This window comes from Arthrobacter sp. KNU-44, from assembly GCF_051843155.1.
In the GTDB taxonomy this organism is placed as follows: domain Bacteria; phylum Actinomycetota; class Actinomycetes; order Actinomycetales; family Micrococcaceae; genus Arthrobacter.
Genome location: NZ_JBPXNG010000002.1, coordinates 840854 through 855824, shown reverse-complemented (window position 1 = coordinate 855824; position 14971 = coordinate 840854). Strand labels below are relative to the sequence as shown.

Genomic DNA, 14971 nt, shown 5'->3' with positions numbered 1-14971 from the left:
CCATGGCGCTCACGGATACCGACGTAGACTGGGCGGCCCTCGAGGCCGCTGCAGTCGCCGCCATGGGGAAGGCCTACGCTCCGTATTCGAAGTTCCCGGTGGGGGCTGCCGCCCTCACCGAGGACGGGCGGATCGTCAGCGGATGCAACGTCGAGAACGCAAGCTATGGACTCACCCTGTGCGCCGAATGCGCCCTCGTGGGGGACCTCCATATGGGTGGCGGCGGCAGATTGCGGGCGTTCTATTGCGTCGACGCGAAAGGCAATGTCCTCATGCCATGTGGCCGGTGCAGGCAATTGCTGTATGAATTCCGGGCACCCGGCATGCAACTCATGACAACGCAGGGCATCAAGACCATGGACCAAGTGCTGCCAGATGCCTTCGGTCCCGACAACCTGGAGGAGAACCGGTGACACAGACTGAAGCGTTCGACGCCGTACAGATCATCAGCATCAAGCGGGACAAGGGAACCCTGAGCCCGGAGCAGATCGACTGGACCATCGACGCCTATACCCGCGGCGTCATTGCCGACGAGCAAATGGCGGCCCTGAACATGGCCATCCTGCTCAACGGGATGGACCGTGCCGAGATCTCACGCTGGACCGAGGCGATGATCGCCTCGGGAGAGCGGATGGACTTCTCGAGCCTTCGGCGGCCCGACGGTGGCGTGAAAGCGACCACCGACAAACACTCCACCGGGGGCGTCGGGGACAAAATCACCCTTCCGCTTGCGCCGCTTGTGGCGGTCTTCGGGGTGGCGGTTCCCCAGCTTTCCGGCAGGGGACTGGGCCACACGGGCGGCACGCTCGACAAGCTCGAGGCAATTCCCGGGTGGCGGGCGAACCTGAGCAACGAGGAAATCCTGGCCCAGCTGCAGGACGTGGGCGCTGTCATTTGCGCCGCCGGCACGGGTTTGGCTCCGGCGGACAAGAAGCTCTATGCCCTGCGCGACGTCACGGGCACCGTGGAAGCCATTCCCCTGATTGCCTCGTCCATCATGAGCAAGAAGATCGCCGAAGGCACAGGCTCCCTTGTACTCGACGTGAAGGTGGGCTCGGGGGCGTTCATGAAGGACGAAGCCCGCGCCCGCGAGCTGGCCGAAACCATGGTGGCCCTTGGCAAGGATGCGGGCGTCAACACGGTGGCCCTCCTTACCAACATGAGCACGCCGCTGGGCTTGACCGCGGGTAATGCGATCGAGGTGGAGGAATCGATGGAGGTGCTTGCGGGCGGCGGCCCGGAAGACGTCGTCGAGCTCACCGTCAGGCTCGCCGAAGAGATGCTCGCGTGCGCCGGAGTGCACGACGCCGACCCCGCGGCCGCCCTCAAGGACGGCCGCGCGATGGATGTCTGGAACCGCATGATTGAAGCCCAGGGCGGCGATCCGCGTGCCGCCCTGCCGGTGGCCAAGGAATCCGAGGTCATCCAGGCTCCGGCCGACGGCGTCCTCGTGGGGCTCGACGCTTTGTCCGTGGGCGTGGCTGCGTGGCGCCTGGGCGCCGGACGTGCCCGGAAGGAAGACATCGTCCAGGCCGGCGCAGGAGTGCGCATGCACGCCAAACCGGGCGCCTTGGTCCGGGCGGGGGAACCACTCATGACCCTACTGACCGACACCCCGGAAAAGTTCGACAGGGCAACGGAAGCCTTGGAAGGCGCTGTGCTCATTGCGCCGGAAGGCTCACGGCCGGCGCAACGGCTCATCATCGACCGGATCTCCTAGGCTGATCTCCCGGGCAATTCGGGATGCCCGGGAGACAATCCCTGCGGCCATTCGTTAGGAAGACCGTGCAAGCCATCAACGACTTCATCCTCGCCGCGGCCGGGCAGCCTTGGGTTTTGCTTCTGGTTTTCGCCTGCCGCGTGATCGACGGTTTCTTCCCGCCCATTCCGAGCGAGTCGATGGTAGTGGGACTCGCGGCAGTCTCCGTGACCGCCGGGACGCCCAACACGTGGCTGTTGATCCTGGTGGGTGCCCTTGGGGCTTTCACTGGCGACAACATCGCCTACTTGATCGGCCGCAAAGTAGGTGTTCGCCGATGGCGGTGGATGCGTTCCCAAAGGATGCAGGGTGCCTTCCGCTGGGCCGGGAGGGAACTTCGACGCCGGGCCGCGTCGCTGATCATGGTTGCCCGGTTCATCCCCATCGGCCGTGTGGCGGTCAACCTCACAGCCGGAGCAACCCACTTCCCGCACGGCATGTTTGTGGCGCTCACGGCCATGTCCGCCGTTCTGTGGGCCAGCTATTCGGTCGCCATCGGCGTGTTCTTCGGCCAATGGTTCGAGCACAACCACCTGCTCGGAGCGGTCATCGCGATCGGCGCGGCCGTCATCCTGGGAATCATCGTGGACCGGATCATCAGCAAAGTCCGCGGGGCCACGCCTTCCACCGAAGAGGGCGAAGAAACCGGGGAGCCCGAAGAGGAATCCGTCGTGTAGCAGGCGTAGCCAAGGGGAGCCGTCTCCTCCCTTGGTATGAGCCCTTGGCACCGGAAGATCCCTCCACGGGTGGATGCTTCCACTTCGACTTTCGAGCTAGCCTTAAAGTGTGTTCTACCCCGGCCGGGGCGTAGCGAACGACGCCCGGGCCGTGGGACACTGGATAGCGATCTATGTCACGCGACCGTGTGACTTTCCTTGAGGAGCAATGCCTGCGTGGAATTCATGAACCACATGCTCGAGCATGCCGCCGGGCAACCGTGGATCTACCCGGTGCTCCTGGTTTTCTTTTTCATCGACGGCTTTGCCACGATCCTTCCCAGTGAGACCGCGATCGTCGGGCTTTCGGCCCTTGCGATGCACCGGGGTGAGCCCAACCTGTGGCTCCTCGGCGCTACTGCGCTTGTCGGGGCCATGGCCGGCGACAACATGGCCTACATGCTGGGCCGCAAGATCGGCCTGGACCGCTGGAAATGGATGCGCAAGCCGAAGGTCCAAAAGATGTTCGCTTGGGCGCACTATGAGCTGGACAAGCGCGGCGCCGTGCTCATCTTCACGGCCCGATACATACCGTGGGGCCGGGTGGCGGTCAACTACGTCGCCGGACAGACTGGCTTCCGCCACAAGACCTTCTTCTTCCTGGATGCCTTCGCCTGCTTCACTTGGGTAGGTTACTCGATCGGCATTGGATCGCTGGCTGGCCACTGGGTGCACAACAACCCGCTCCTCGGCGTGGGGATTGCCGTGGCATTCGCCGTGGTACTCGGCGTCATCGTGGACCACACCTTGCGTTGGTGGCACAAGCACCTCGAAAAGAAGGACGGCGAGAAGAAGGAAGCCGCTTCCCCGGAAACAGCCGCAGCAGACGCGGGTACCGCGGTTAACGCGGCGTCCGGTGTCGACCGCTCAAACCCTGCTGGCTAAGCTTCTTCCGTCCCCCTAGAGTTGAGACGTGACTGAGCCTATTGTTGATGCCGCCCCTGCCCTTGACTTCGACCTGAAGAGCCTGCCGAAAGTTTCCCTTCACGACCACTTGGACGGGGGACTGCGCCCGGCCACCATCATCGAGCTGGCGGAGGCCGTCGGCCATACCTTGCCTTCCACCGATCCCGTAGCCCTGGGCCAGTGGTTCCGGGAGTCCGCCGACTCCGGTTCTTTGGTCCGCTACCTCGAAACCTTTGATCACACGATTGCTGTCATGCAGACCAAGGAAGGCCTGGCGCGCGTCGCCAAGGAATTCGTCGAGGACTTGGCCGACGACGGCGTCGTGTACGGCGAGATCCGCTGGGCACCCGAACAGCACCTGCAGAAGGGCCTCACCCTGGACGAGGTTGTGGACGCCGTCCAGGAAGGGCTCGACGCCGGAGTGGACGCCGTTGAGGAATCCGGGCGCCAAATCCAGGTCGGCCAGCTCATCACGGCGATGCGCCACGCGGACCGCGGCCAGGAAATTGCCGAGCTCGCCGTGCGCCACCGTTACGACGGAGCTGTCGGCTTCGACATCGCCGGAGCCGAAGACGGTTTCCTGCCTTCCCGATTCAAGGACGCTTTCACCTACCTGGCCGAGCACAACTTCCCGGCTACCGTGCACGCCGGCGAAGCCGCGGGCCTGGAAAGCATCCAGTCCGCCCTTGTGGACGGCCGCGCCTTGCGCTTGGGCCACGGCGTGCGTATCGCCGAGGACATCACCGTTGAGTTCGAAGACGCCGAGGGCGAAGAGGCCGACGACGACGCCGAGGACACCGTCGGCATGGTCACCTTGGGTGAAGTGGCCGGCTGGGTCCGCGACCGCGGAATCGCCCTGGAAATCTGCCCCTCGTCCAACCTGCAGACCGGCGCAATCGCGAACTTCGGCGAAGGCATCGAGAACCACCCGCTGGACATGCTCTACCAGCTGGGCTTCAACGTCACCATCAACACCGACAACCGGCTCATGAGCGGCGTGACGCTCACGGACGAGTTCGAGCTTCTCGTGGAGACCTTCGATTACGATCTGGACGACCTTCTCGAACTGACGCTCAACGCGGCCGAGTCGTCGTTCCTGCCGCTGGATGAAAAAGAGGCGTTGGTGGAGTACATCAACGACGCCTACGCCAACCTTGGCTGAGCAGACTCCTGCAGGCGTCGGTTCTCCTGAACGGCCCGCAGACGTGCTCGTTGGGCCCACGGCAGCAGGGGTCCCCGGCCGAGCTTGCGAGGTTGGGGAGCTGCTTGATGGGCCCACGGCAGCAGGGGTCCCCGGCCGAGCTTGCGAGGTTGGGGAGCTGCTGGGGAAAATTGCCTCTTTGCGCGAGCACTGTCCGTGGATGGGGGCGCTGACCCATGAGTCCCTCGTCGAGTACCTGATCGAGGAAGCGTACGAAGTGGTCGACTCGATCGAAGCCGGCGCGTCCGGTTCCGATACTGCCGACGAACTCCGGGGCGAGCTGGGCGACGTGCTGCTCCAAGTGGTGCTGCACGCCCGGCTCGCCGAGGAGCAAGGACAGTTCACGTTCGACGACGTCGCGCGCGCCATCACGGAGAAGATGGTGCGGCGCAACCCGCACGTCTTCAAGCCGGACGGGTCCTTGCAGGAATCCTTCCCGGCCACCGTGGAGGAGATCGTCGAAAAGTGGGACGCCGTGAAGAAGGCCGAAAAGCCCGGGCGCTCGGATCCATTCGAAGGAATACCGCCTCACCTTCCTGCCCTCGCCCTGGCGCAAAAGTCGCTTGACCGTGCCGAGCGGTCAGAGCGCGCAGGCGGCCCGGAACGGGACGGCCGTCACGTGGCGGCGGTTGAGGTTCCCGACTCCGAAGCTGCGCTCGGAGACTTGCTGCTCGCCGTCGTCGCGGGCTCAAGGGAGAAGGGCTTCGACGCCGAACGGGCCTTGCGCGGCGCCGTCCGCCGGTACCAGGGCCGCGACGGCGAAGCCACAAAACGTGAGGGTTCCGACGCTGTTCCGTAACCTTGGCCGGTCTCGACTAGGCTAGTGGCGACGAGGACGTCGAGAATTTCCCTCAAGATTCCCAGTAAATCGCTTCACCATAAGGAGCAGTCCATGGCGCTTATCGATGCCATCCACGCCCGCGAGATCCTTGATTCCCGCGGAAACCCGACAGTAGAAGTTGAAGTTCTGCTTTCCGATGGCCAGATCGGCCGCGCGGCAGTTCCCTCCGGTGCTTCCACCGGCGAGCACGAAGCCGTTGAACTGCGCGACGGTGACAAGGGCCGTTACCTCGGCAAGGGCGTCCAGAAGGCCGTTGACGCGGTCATCGACGAAATCGCCCCGGCCCTGATCGGCTTCGACGCCACGGACCAGCGCAGCATCGACCAGGCCATGATCGACCTCGACGGCACCCCGAACAAAGGCAAGCTCGGCGCGAACGCCATCCTCGGCGTTTCCCTCGCAGTGGCCAACGCCGCCGCCGCCTCCGCGGACCTTCCCCTGTACAAGTACCTGGGCGGCCCGAACGCCCACGTCCTGCCCGTCCCGCTGATGAACATCCTCAATGGTGGTTCCCACGCCGACTCCGACGTCGACATCCAGGAATTCATGATCGCCCCGATCGGCGCGGAGACCTTCTCCGAAGGCCTGCGCTGGGGCGTTGAGGTCTACCACAACCTCAAGTCGGTCCTGCAGGCCAAGGGCCTCTCCACCGGCCTCGGCGACGAAGGCGGCTTCGCGCCGAACCTGCCGTCCAACCGCGCCGCACTGGACCTGATCCAGGAAGCCATCAGGAACGCCGGCTACACCCCGGGCAAGGACATCGCACTTGCGCTCGACGTCGCCTCCTCCGAGTTCTACAAGGACGGCGCCTACCAGTTCGAAGGCAAGGCACTCTCGGCCACCGAGATGAGCGCCTACTACGCCGAACTCGTTGCCGACTACCCGCTGGTCTCCATCGAGGACCCGCTGGACGAAAACGACTGGGAAGGCTGGAAGACCCTCACCGACACCATCGGTGACAAGGTCCAGCTGGTTGGCGACGACCTCTTCGTCACCAACCCGATCCGCCTGCAGCAGGGCATCGACTCTGCCACGGCAAACTCCCTGCTCGTCAAGGTCAACCAGATCGGTTCCCTGACCGAAACCCTGGACGCCGTTTCCCTGGCCCAGCGCTCCGGTTACACCACCATCACCTCGCACCGCTCCGGCGAAACCGAGGACACCACCATTGCTGACATCGCCGTTGCCACCAACGCGGGCCAGATCAAGACCGGTGCCCCGGCCCGCTCCGAGCGCGTCGCCAAGTACAACCAGCTGCTGCGCATCGAAGAAGAACTCGACGATGCCGCTCGCTACGCCGGCCGCAGCGCTTTCCCGCGTTTCAAGGGCTAGTATCCGCTGAAACAGCTGACCGGTGGCTATGGTGGAAAGACCATAGCCACCGGTTCTGTTTAACGAAATGTGCGAGCACTTCGGCAAACCGCAGGCTCCGTGAGGCACGCAACGCGCAGCAACCCGCCAGGCAAGCACCAGGCATTACAGGAGTGTCATGGCCACCCGCCGCCCCAAGGTCCCCCGGGCAGATGCCCTCGGCCGCTCGCCCCAAAAAAATGCCGACGGTGGCCATGTCATCCGTGCCGACTTCGGTGAATCCCGCAAGGCAAGCGCTGCCCAGCGAGAGAACCCGGTTAACGCCGGGTCCAGGACGTCGTCCAATGTCAAAGACGAAGACGGCACGCAAAGCAAGGCCCAGTCCGGATCCAAGGCTGGTTCTGCGGCGAAGCCGGGACGTCCGCTTCCGGGCAGAACGGGAAGCACCCCGGTTGTCGGCAAGGCATCCAACAAAACGTTCGGTGCCGGCTCCACGCACACCGACAAGGACCACAGCGCGCGCCCTGTGCCCGCGAAGGCGTTCTCCGGCCGGATGCTTGCCCTCGCTGTGGTGATGATCGCGATCACCATCATGCTCGCGCCCACAGTCAAGATCTGGTTGGAGAAAAAGGCGGAAATCTCCAGCTTGGAAGCCGATATTGTCAGCAAACAGGCCGAGCAGGCGAGCCTCCAGAAGCAGATCACGCGGTGGCAGGACCCCAACTATGTGAAACAACAAGCCCGGGATCGCATTAACATGGTTATGCCGGGTGAAGCAGGCTACTGGGTGTTTGGTGGAGACGTTCCCGCCGGGACACCGGGCGGAAGCACCAGCTCGGGAGCCTCCGGAAGCCCGTCCAATCTGCCATGGGTGGATGGCCTGTGGGAATCCATCAGGCGCTCGGCAACAGACTAGACGCGGTGCCCGCCGCCGTCGCGCCCTGAGGGGCGCGGCCAAACAGGGCAGGAAGGATGGCAGCGCCAGTGGAAGACAACTCGGCACCTGCATCGCAGGAGGCCCGCAAGCCATCAGCACACGATCTCGAGATCCTCAGCCGTCAGCTCGGACGGCCGGTGCGCGACGTCGTCGAAATCCCGGCGCGCTGCGTGTGCGGCAACCCGCTGGTCGCCGCGACCGCTCCGCGCTTGAGCAACGGCACGCCGTTTCCCACGACGTTCTACTTGACGCACCCCGTCATCACCGCCGCCGTGTCGCGGCTGGAAGCCGGCGGGCTCATGAATGAGATGAACGAACGCCTCACCGCTGACGAGCCTTTGGCGGCGTCCTACAGGAGCGCCCACGAAGCCTATCTCCAGGCACGTGACGAGATTGCCGGACGCGCCGGCACCGGCGACGTTCCAGAAATCGCCGGCGTCTCGGCCGGTGGCATGCCCACCCGCGTCAAGTGCCTGCACGTGCTGGTGGGCCATTCCCTGGCCGCCGGTCCCGGCGTCAATCCGCTTGGCGATGAGGCCATCGGGGCGATCAGCGAATGGTGGACCGCGGACCGCTGCTATTGCGACGGCGCGTGGGACAGTGCGGGGGAGGCCCCATCCCGGGACCTCAGCCGCCACGGACCGCAGGGCCTGCCGGACATCGTGGGCCGTCCCGCCCCGGTCCGCAAATCCAAGTCCCCCCACCCATCAGAGCCATCAGGGGAACCAGCCGCAGGGGAGCCCAACGTATGAACCGGGTAGCTGCCATCGACTGCGGTACCAATTCGATCCGGCTCCTGATCGCGGATGCGAACGGCGCGGACGCAGGCTTTCCGTTACGGGACGTAGTCCGCGAGATGCGCGTTGTGCGCCTCGGACAAGGTGTCGACGCCACCGGCGAACTTGCCCCGGAGGCGCTCGAACGCACCTTTGCGGCAACCGCCGACTACGCCGAGCTGATCCGCCGTCATAGCGCCGGGAGCGTCCGTTTCGTGGCGACCTCTGCCAGCCGGGACGCCCGTAACCGGGACGTCTTTGTTGACGGGATCCGGGAACTGCTGGGCGTCGAACCCGAGGTCATCTCGGGTGACGAAGAAGCCTCGCTGTCCTTCGCCGGCGCAAGCAGTGTGCTGCCTTCGCGCGGCAAGGACCCGGTGCTTGTAGTGGATCTTGGCGGCGGAAGCACCGAGTTCGTCCTCGGAGACGCAGACGGCGTCATTGCCGCCAAATCCGTCGACATCGGCTGCGTGCGGCTGACCGAGCGGCACCTCCGCAGCGACCCTCCGACGCCGGAGCAGATCTCCGCCGCGGAAGCCGACGTCGACGCAGCCATGGACCTCGTGGCCCGCACGGTCCCGCTGGGCCGGACCACCGCCGTCGTGGGCGTTGCCGGCACCGTAACCACCATCACGGCGCATGCTTTGGGCCTGGGCGAGTACGATCCCGCACTCATCCACGGTGCCAGCCTGGACCTGGTGACCATCAGCGACGCGGCCACAAGTTTGTTGGAAATGAGCCGCGAGGAACGTGCCCGGCTGCCCTACATGCACCCCGGACGCGTTGACGTCATCGGGGCCGGAGCCCTCGTATGGCGCCGCATCCTCCAGCGCTTGGCAGAACTCGGAGAGGGCTCCATCACTGCTGCCATCTCCAGCGAGCACGACATCCTCGACGGTATCGCGCTGAGTATCCGTTGAGCATGGGTATTCGCTGATGACGTTGCCACACAGTTGGCGCCGCCGGACATCATCGGCCGCGCTGGCCGCGATGCTGGCCGGGGGAAGCCTTGCAGGTGCGCTATTCACTGCCCCTTCGGCGTTCGCCGACTCTTGGCGGGACAAAGAATACTGGCTCAACGAGTACGGCATCTCCGCCGCCTGGCAGGTATCGAAGGGCGCCGGGGTGAAGGTGGCCATCATCGACAGCGGAGTGGACGGGCAACACCCCGACCTCAAGGGCGCGGTGGTCGGCGGAACCGACGCTTCGGGTGCGGGAGATCCGAACGGCCAGAAGAGCATCGGCGCCAAACCCGAGCACGGGACCCTCGTCGCCACGCTCCTCGCAGGGCGTGGACACGCTTCGGCCAGTCCATCGACCGCTCCCTCGTCTCCGTCGCCGGCGTCGTCTCCTTCGTCCGGTTCCAGTGTCGGCCCGGACGGAATCGTCGGCGTCGCGCCCGAGGCCCAGATCCTGTCCGTTTCCGCTTGGCTCGGTTCGCCGAATCCCGCGGGGAAGACGGACCAGGAACAGATTCCCGAAGCTGTCCGATGGGCAGTGGACAACGGCGCCAAGGTCATCAATATTTCCCTCGGCAGCACATCGCCCGATTGGCCCCAGAGCTGGGACGCGGCGTTCCTCTATGCCGAACAGAAGGACGTGGTCATTGTGGCCGCGGCGGGCAACCGGATCGGTGGAAACGTCCAGGTCGGCGCGCCGGCCACGATTCCGGGTGTACTGACCGTGGCGGGACTCGACCGGAACCGCACGGCCAGCGTCGACGCCTCTTCGCAGGGAATCAGCATCGGCGTCTCGGCGCCCGCGGAAAAACTGGTGGGCGGACTGCCTGGGGGTAGCTATGAAGACTGGGCCGGCACGTCCGGCTCCGCGCCGATTGTCTCCGGAGTCGCGGCTCTTATTCGCTCGAAATGGCCGGATATGAGCGCCAAGCAGGTCATCAACAGAATTGTGTCGACGGCCGAGGATGCAGGGGCGCCCGGCAAGGACCCCATCTACGGGTACGGCATCCTCAACGCCGAGGCGGCCCTGAAAGCCGATGTACCCGAGGTAGCGAGCAATCCGGTGGGATCGATTGCGGACTGGATCCGGGTGCATCGGCGCGGCGACCTCAGCAGCCCCACACCTCCGTCAACATCGAAGCCGGGCATACCTGCGGCCACCTTGGCGGATCCCACAGTTCCTGCGGCGAAGGCGCCCTCGCAGGCCGACACGGCGGTTCCGGCCGCTGTGGTCATCGGCTTCGGTTCGCTTTTCGTGGCGATCGTTGCGGGCGCCTCCGTCCAATTGAGGCGCGCCTACCGGACCACACCGGAACTGCCCGACGAGTCCGCGACCGGCGCGGTGGACGTCGTGGATCCGAGCGGCCCGAAATAGCCCCCGGCGGTAGGGTGTAGCTCCGCGAAATAGTTAGTGAAGATTTTCACAAGGTGCTGTACTCTATTCTTATGGCAACCACCCCTGAGCTCATTGACCGTCCCCGTGTTCTCGTTGTCGGCGGCGGATACGTCGGCCTGTACGTAGCACTCAAGCTGCAGAAGAAGATCGCGAACGCCGGCGGCATCGTCACCGTCGTCGATCCGCTTCCCTACATGACCTACCAGCCCTTCCTCCCCGAGGTTGCCGGCGGCAACATCGAGGCACGCCACGCCGTCATCTCGCACCGCCAGCACCTCAAGCAGACGGAACTCATCCAGGGCCGCGTCACCAGCATCGACCACCAGAACCGCACCGCCGTTGTTGCTCCGGCCGACGGTGGAGAGCCTTTCGAGATCCCCTACTTCGACGTAGTGGTTGCCGCCGGTGCCATTACCCGGACCTTCCCCATCAAGGGCCTTGCTGACGAAGGCATTGGCCTGAAGACCATCGAAGAAGCAGTCGCCCTGCGAAACAAGGTCCTTGAGCGCATCGAGCTCGCTTCCACCATGACGGACGCTGCCGAGCGCGCCAAGGCCCTGACCTTCGTGGTCGTCGGTGGCGGTTTCGCCGGTATTGAGTGCATCACCGAGATGGAAGACCTCGCCCGCGCTGCGGTCAAGAACAACTCGCGCGTCCGCCAGGAAGAGGTCCGCTTCGTTCTCGTCGAAGCCATGGGCCGCATCATGCCCGAGGTCACCGCAGCCCAGGCCGAGTGGGTTGTTGAACACCTGCGCAGCCGCGGCATCGAGGTCCTGCTCAACACGTCCCTCGACAACGCAGAGGGCAGCCTCAAGCTCATCAACCTGCCGGACAAGACCCCTGCCCAGGAGTTCGAAGCCGACACCCTCGTGTGGACCGCAGGCGTGCAGGCCAACCCGATGATCCGTTCCACCGACTTCCCGCTCGAGCCGCGCGGGCGTGTCCGTGTCCTCCCGGACCTGCGCATTGCGGGCGACGAAGGCATCATCGACAACGCCTGGGCAGCCGGCGATATCGCTGCCGTTCCCGATCTCACGGGCAGCGGCTTGCCGGACGGCACCTGTGTCCCGAACGCCCAGCACGCCCTGCGCCAGGCCAAGCGCCTTGCCAAGAACCTGTGGGCCTCCCGTTGGGACAAGCCCATGGGCGACTACAAGCACAAGAACCTCGGTGCGGTTGCCGGCTTCGGCGAATGGAAGGGCGTTGCCAACATCAACATCCTGGGCCGTATCGGACTCAAGGGCGGACTCGCCTGGCTGGCCCACCGCGGCTACCACGGCCTGGCCATCCCCACCGGTGAGCGCAAGGTCCGCGTGATCTTCAACTGGCTCCTGGGCATGACCATGGGCCGCGACACCACGCAGCTGCTGGACCTCGACAACCCGCGCGGAGCCTTCGTGGCCGCTGCCACCCCGGCTCCCAAGCCGGCCGCCGCACCCGCGCCGGCTGCCGAGCCTGCTGAAGCCAAGGCTCCGGTCACGGCTGACGCCAAGTAGCGAACCCCAAGTAGTACCGACGACGGCGGCCGTCTCCCACGCGGGAGGCGGCCGCCGTCGTCGTTTAATAGCGGGTCCTAGACTTGCAGCATGGCTGGCGAAAGCGATCTGACGACTCTCCTGAGATCCATGCACCCCGTGCTTCGAGACGGTGACTACGTGTACGCGTTGTGGCCGCACGGCAAACCGCTTGAGGGCCATATCGAAGCCGCTGTCCGCGAGGCGGAGGGCCTTACCGTGGTGGTGCGGCGGGAGGAGGCCGGGCGCTTGGGACTGGCCTACGATTTCGTGGCGGCGTGGATCACCCTTCAGATCCACTCCGCGTTGGAAGCTGTGGGGCTCACCGCGGCGGTCAGCGCGGCCCTCACTGCAGCCGGTATCAGCTGCAACGTCCTGGCCGGATTCCATCACGACCACCTGTTGGTTCCATCTGCCGAACGCGGGCACGCCATGGAAGTGCTTGGACTGCTGGGCCAGGGTGTGGTGCTGCGATCGGAGAGGGAGGTGGATCGCGAGTCCGTGCTTGCGCTCACTGCTGCCGCCTTTTCCACCAGCCCGGTCACCGGGCTGCCCGTCGAAGGAGTCCCGGCCGAAGTGACGCTGCTGCGTGAACTCTTCGACTGCGATGAGTACTTGCCGCAGTTCAGCATCGTGGCCGAGATTGCCGGTGAGATCGTAGGCCACGTCATCAGTACCCGCGGCTGGATCGGGGAGCTCCGGCTTTTGGGGCTGGGCCCGATCAGCGTCCAGCCACACCTGCAGCGTCGGGGCATCGGATCTGCGCTCTTGCGGGAAACCGTCCGACGGGCCGACGATGCGGGCGAACCGGGCATCGCGCTGCTGGGCAGCACCGGGTACTATCCGCGCTTCGGATTTCTACCCGCCCGCACGCTGGGCGTGATGGCCCCCGACGCCGGGTGGGGGGACCATTTCCAGCTGTTGCCCCTCAAAGCATGGCCCGACGGCGTCAGCGGAACCTTTCGTTATGCCGCGCCATTCCAAGGACTCTAGGAGGCAAAGGAGGGGAGTGCGCTGGGTTACCATTATCCGGGCGCCCCAGTAGCCCAATTGGCAGAGGCAGCGGACTTAAAATCCGCGTGTTGTGGGTTCGAGTCCCACCTGGGGCACGCACGCGAAATGCGAACCGTGCCGCCCCCCGTGTTGCGCCAGGCTGTGCCGTGACGGGAAATTAACCCCGTGTTCATGCGAAGGGCCGTCCGGGCGTGGCAGTGATCCACCGTTATTAGATCCTGACCTGCATATATGTGTTCCACGACACATATTTGGTAGTACTCTCATGGAACATGTTCGAAGTGAAAGTGACTTCGGGCGAATGACCACGAATCAGACGCACCGCGGAGGCTATTTATGTACAGGAAGAAAGTCATTTCGGCGATTGCAGCGGCCAGCCACCCTTGGCATGCTCGTGGCGGGCTGTGCGAATCAGACTGCCCCTAGCGGCACCGAGACCTCGGGTGGCGGCGGCAGGATCAACATCCCTGCGATTTCCAAAGTCGACGTTCCTGCCGGAGCTGTTTTGCCAGCAGGCGATGGCAAAGCAAAATGCCCGTCAACCACTACCCTTGCCTATGCCGGTGCAGAGACAGGACCCAACGCCCAGCTGGGTATCAACATCTTCAACGGCATCCAGCTGGCCATCAACCAGCACAACACCGCGAACCCCGGCTGCCAGGTCCAGTTCAAGAAATTCGATACTGAAGGCGACCCGAACAAGGCCACGGGCCCCGTGACGCAGATTGTGTCCGAGCCGGACATCGTCGGCGTGGTGGGTCTGCCGTTCTCGGGAGAATCCAAAGCCACCGGCAACATCTTCGAGCAGAAGGGTTTGGTGCACATCACGCCCTCCGCAACCAACCCGAGCCTGACGAAGAACGGCTGGACCACCTTCTTCCGTGCCCTCGGCAATGACGCCGTCCAGGGTCCGGCTGCGGCGAAGTTCCTCACGGACAAGCTGCAGGCAAAGAAGGTCTACCTCGTCCAGGACGATTCTGACTACGGCATCGGTTTGGGAACCACAACGTCCGCGGCCCTTGGCTCCGCGATGGTGGGCTCCGACAAGGTTGTCACAGGCCAGAAGGACTTCTCGGCCGTGATTTCCAAGATCATGAACGCCAAGGCAGACACCGTCTACTACGCCGGATACTACGCAGAAGGCGCTCCCTTCGACCAGCAGCTGGTTGGAAAGGGATTCACAGGCTCCTTCGTGGGTCCGGATGGCGTGAAGGATGACCAGTTCATCAAGCAGGCCGGCGACGCGTCGTCGAACTCGTACTTCACCTGCCCGTGCATCCCCGGCGAGTTGATCCCGAGCTTCGAGTCCGAGTACAAGAAGCTTGCCAACGCTGAGCCCGGAACCTACTCCATTGAAGGTTACGACGCAGCCACGGTCCTGCTCTCCGGTATCGACAAGGGCAAGCAGTCCCGCGCGGACCTTCTTTCCTGGGTCAAGTCCTACGATGCAGACGGCCTGTCGAAGCACTACAAGTGGGATGCAACCGGCGAACTGGCAACGCCTGATGTTTACGGCTACAAAGTTGAGAACGGCAAGATCGTTCCCATCGGCGTCATCGGAAAATAACACCGAGCCCAGATGAATGCTGGGGGTTAGCATCCATGCCGACCCCCAGCATTTCTTTTGATTACATCAGGAAG

At 64.5% G+C, this 14971-nt stretch carries 14 protein-coding genes and 1 tRNA gene; all 15 read left to right on the top strand.

All coding sequences use genetic code 11. The features are described from left to right. Positions 1–2: 2 nt before the first annotated feature. Positions 3–413 carry a cytidine deaminase gene (locus ACSVHC_RS04720; RefSeq protein ID WP_437772864.1) on the top strand — a complete coding sequence of 137 codons (411 nt, stop codon included), beginning with the start codon at positions 3–5 and terminating at the stop codon, positions 411–413. Then, positions 410–1720 carry a thymidine phosphorylase gene (locus ACSVHC_RS04715; RefSeq protein WP_437772865.1) on the top strand — a complete coding sequence of 437 codons (1311 nt, stop codon included), beginning with the start codon at positions 410–412 and terminating at the stop codon, positions 1718–1720. Before ACSVHC_RS04720 ends, ACSVHC_RS04715 begins: the two co-directional genes overlap by 4 nt. A 65-nt stretch (positions 1721–1785) precedes the next feature. Continuing rightward, positions 1786–2436, top strand: coding sequence for a DedA family protein (locus ACSVHC_RS04710; protein WP_439180622.1), 651 nt, complete (start codon positions 1786–1788; stop codon positions 2434–2436). A gap of 234 nt (positions 2437–2670) precedes the next feature. After that, the gene (locus ACSVHC_RS04705; protein ID WP_437773975.1) at positions 2671–3360 is read left to right on the top strand and encodes a DedA family protein; all 690 of its coding nucleotides are present in this window, start codon (positions 2671–2673) and stop codon (positions 3358–3360) included. A 28-nt stretch (positions 3361–3388) separates the two neighbouring features. After that, positions 3389–4543 (top strand): adenosine deaminase, encoded by a 1155-nt coding sequence (locus ACSVHC_RS04700; protein ID WP_437772867.1) that lies wholly within the window; start codon positions 3389–3391, stop codon positions 4541–4543. Between the two features lie 199 nt (positions 4544–4742). Beyond that, positions 4743–5381, top strand: coding sequence for a MazG nucleotide pyrophosphohydrolase domain-containing protein (locus tag ACSVHC_RS04695; protein WP_437772868.1), 639 nt, complete (start codon positions 4743–4745; stop codon positions 5379–5381). Between the two features lie 93 nt (positions 5382–5474). After that, a complete protein-coding gene (gene eno, locus ACSVHC_RS04690) occupies positions 5475–6755 on the top strand; it encodes a phosphopyruvate hydratase (protein WP_437772869.1) in 1281 nt (426 codons plus the stop codon). A 157-nt stretch (positions 6756–6912) separates the two neighbouring features. Further along, the gene (locus tag ACSVHC_RS04685) at positions 6913–7650 is read left to right on the top strand and encodes an FtsB family cell division protein (RefSeq protein ID WP_437772870.1); all 738 of its coding nucleotides are present in this window, start codon (positions 6913–6915) and stop codon (positions 7648–7650) included. Between the two features lie 56 nt (positions 7651–7706). After that, the gene (locus ACSVHC_RS04680) at positions 7707–8423 is read left to right on the top strand and encodes a DUF501 domain-containing protein (RefSeq protein WP_437772871.1); all 717 of its coding nucleotides are present in this window, start codon (positions 7707–7709) and stop codon (positions 8421–8423) included. After that, on the top strand, positions 8420–9367 hold the full coding sequence (locus tag ACSVHC_RS04675) for a Ppx/GppA phosphatase family protein (RefSeq protein WP_437772872.1): 948 nt from the start codon (positions 8420–8422) through the stop codon (positions 9365–9367). Before ACSVHC_RS04680 ends, ACSVHC_RS04675 begins: the two co-directional genes overlap by 4 nt. Before the next feature lie 16 nt (positions 9368–9383). Then, on the top strand, positions 9384–10781 hold the full coding sequence (locus ACSVHC_RS04670; protein ID WP_437772873.1) for a S8 family serine peptidase: 1398 nt from the start codon (positions 9384–9386) through the stop codon (positions 10779–10781). Between the two features lie 71 nt (positions 10782–10852). Further along, complete coding sequence (locus ACSVHC_RS04665) at positions 10853–12298, top strand: NAD(P)/FAD-dependent oxidoreductase (protein WP_437772874.1); 1446 nt, start codon at positions 10853–10855, stop codon at positions 12296–12298. A gap of 90 nt (positions 12299–12388) precedes the next feature. Then, positions 12389–13309: an N-acetyltransferase gene (locus ACSVHC_RS04660; protein WP_437772875.1), complete on the top strand. Its 921-nt coding sequence runs from the start codon at positions 12389–12391 to the stop codon at positions 13307–13309. 42 nt (positions 13310–13351) lie between these two features. Beyond that, a tRNA-Leu gene (locus ACSVHC_RS04655) sits at positions 13352–13425 on the top strand. A 269-nt stretch (positions 13426–13694) separates the two neighbouring features. Beyond that, positions 13695–14897 carry a branched-chain amino acid ABC transporter substrate-binding protein gene (locus ACSVHC_RS04650; protein ID WP_439180621.1) on the top strand — a complete coding sequence of 401 codons (1203 nt, stop codon included), beginning with the start codon at positions 13695–13697 and terminating at the stop codon, positions 14895–14897. Positions 14898–14971: the final 74 nt, after the last annotated feature.

Bases quoted from the DNA above. Each gene is read 5' to 3' on its own strand.
- ACSVHC_RS04720 (WP_437772864.1), top strand. From the start codon at position 3: ATGGCGCTCACGGATACCGACGTAGACTGGGCGGCCCTCGAGGCCGCT.
- ACSVHC_RS04705 (WP_437773975.1), top strand. From the start codon at position 2,671: ATGCTCGAGCATGCCGCCGGGCAACCGTGGATCTACCCGGTGCTCCTG.
- ACSVHC_RS04695 (WP_437772868.1), top strand. From the start codon at position 4,743: ATGGGGGCGCTGACCCATGAGTCCCTCGTCGAGTACCTGATCGAGGAA.
- eno (WP_437772869.1), top strand. From the start codon at position 5,475: ATGGCGCTTATCGATGCCATCCACGCCCGCGAGATCCTTGATTCCCGC.
- ACSVHC_RS04685 (WP_437772870.1), top strand. From the start codon at position 6,913: ATGGCCACCCGCCGCCCCAAGGTCCCCCGGGCAGATGCCCTCGGCCGC.
- ACSVHC_RS04680 (WP_437772871.1), top strand. From the start codon at position 7,707: ATGGCAGCGCCAGTGGAAGACAACTCGGCACCTGCATCGCAGGAGGCC.
- ACSVHC_RS04675 (WP_437772872.1), top strand. From the start codon at position 8,420: ATGAACCGGGTAGCTGCCATCGACTGCGGTACCAATTCGATCCGGCTC.
- ACSVHC_RS04670 (WP_437772873.1), top strand. From the start codon at position 9,384: ATGACGTTGCCACACAGTTGGCGCCGCCGGACATCATCGGCCGCGCTG.
- ACSVHC_RS04665 (WP_437772874.1), top strand. From the start codon at position 10,853: ATGGCAACCACCCCTGAGCTCATTGACCGTCCCCGTGTTCTCGTTGTC.
- ACSVHC_RS04660 (WP_437772875.1), top strand. From the start codon at position 12,389: ATGGCTGGCGAAAGCGATCTGACGACTCTCCTGAGATCCATGCACCCC.